General features: G+C 51.6%; 1 protein-coding gene. It reads right to left on the bottom strand.

All coding sequences use genetic code 11. The features are described from left to right. Positions 1-187: 187 nt before the first annotated feature. A partial coding sequence (locus KDK16_RS00790) for a hypothetical protein (protein WP_257274258.1) occupies positions 188-1,694 on the bottom strand: 1,507 nt, incomplete at its 5' end.

Genomic DNA, 1,694 nt, shown 5'->3' with positions numbered 1-1,694 from the left:
AGTGGAGTGTCTTTGGTGTCGACAATAAAACGTTCTGTCAACGGTTCGGCCTGACAGACGACAGACAACATCAGTAACAGCAACCGCAGTGCCGCAAAGAGTGAGTGCTTAATAATGCTATCCCTGTATTCGGCTCTTACAGAGCAAGGATAGATCAAGAAAGCCTCATGAAAGGGCGGTTGTCAGATCAAGGACAAAAGTCATCGTTCTGATCCACAACAGAAGGCTTGCGTTTTCTATGCATTCTTTTGTGACTCAACAGGGCTTGAGCATTCTTGTAGACCTTACCGCATGGCTGCGGTTGACCATTCTGCCGAACCACGGTGACATCACAGCTTTGTTGCTCGTTGTGGTATATGGATTTGTGAACTGACAGGCTGTTAGTATTCTTGAAGACCTTACCGCATGGCCGCACCCGGCCATCCTCCCTGATTACGGCCACGTCACAGGTCTTTTTCCCGGTGTGCAGTCCGCTCTTGTGAGTGGACAGAGCTGCGGCATTTCTGCAGACCGTCCAGCAGGGCCGTTGCAGACCATCACTCCCGATCACGGGCATATCACAAATTTTTTGCCTTGTGTGTTCTCTGCGTTTGTGATCCGAAAGGTCTTTACCGCTCTTGCAGACCTTTCCGCACGGCCACGGCTGGCCATCTTCCCCGATCTCGGTCACGTCACAGGCTCGTTGCCCAGTGTGGTATCCACCTTTGTGATCCGACAGGGCTTGAACATTCTTGCAGACTTTTCCGCATGGCCCCGACTGACCATCTTCCCCGATCACGTTCACGTCACAGGTTTGTTCCCCTGTGTGGTGCCTTCTTTTGTGAGCCCAAAGGGCTTTAGCATTCTTGCAGACTTTTTTGCACGGCGTCGGCTGGCCTCCCTCCTCGACCACGTGCTCATAACAGGTTTGCTGCCCCGTGTGGTCTCTTTCTTTGTGATACGCCAGGGCATTAGCATTCTTGCAGACCGTCCCGCACGGATACAGTTGACCATCCTCCCCGACCATCGTCAGATCACAGGTTTTTTGCCCAGAGTGGGAGCTGCCTTTGTGACGCGACAGTGATTTTGCATTCTTGAAGACCTTCCCACATTCCAGCATCTGGCCATCATCCCTGAATATTATCAAGCCGCAAATGGCTTGCCCGGCAGGGACGTTTTTATTGATTTTCCCTGCAACCATCGTGTCTATGGCGACCCCGTTAACAGGGTGGCAAATAAAACAGTATTTATTGGCCAAATGAGGGCATGAGCTTTGTCCGGGCGTCGCTGCTGTGTGGTCTGTCCAACCTTCTTCAAGATCGGGCGCTCTGCCATCGGATGAACCGGAAAACTGCCGGAATTGACAAGCCCCATGACAGGGATGAACGAAACAATTCAAGCTCAAAGTATGTGGCTGTCGTTCAGGGGCTCCATTATCCCCGCCAGAATCAGAATAAAGAAGGCTAGTGAAAAAGCCTATGGGTTGAGGGAGGGCTTCCTGCCCGGATGATTCTGATGGCGGGTTGGGTTGTTGGACGTGTCCGGAGCCAGACATCATAGCGGTGATCGTAAGCGTGTGGTCCTGACTGGTCCCAAGAAGTTCCACAGAGTTAAACGACGGTGAGTCGAGTTTCCAATAGCTTTTTAAAAGCGAACCGACAAAGGCAACATCTTTTACAGAGATCCCTGAATAAGGGTTGGAGCATAGTGGAGTG

The organism is Endozoicomonas sp. SESOKO4 (assembly GCF_024606275.1).
This window is presented reverse-complemented; position numbering and strand designations above follow the sequence as displayed.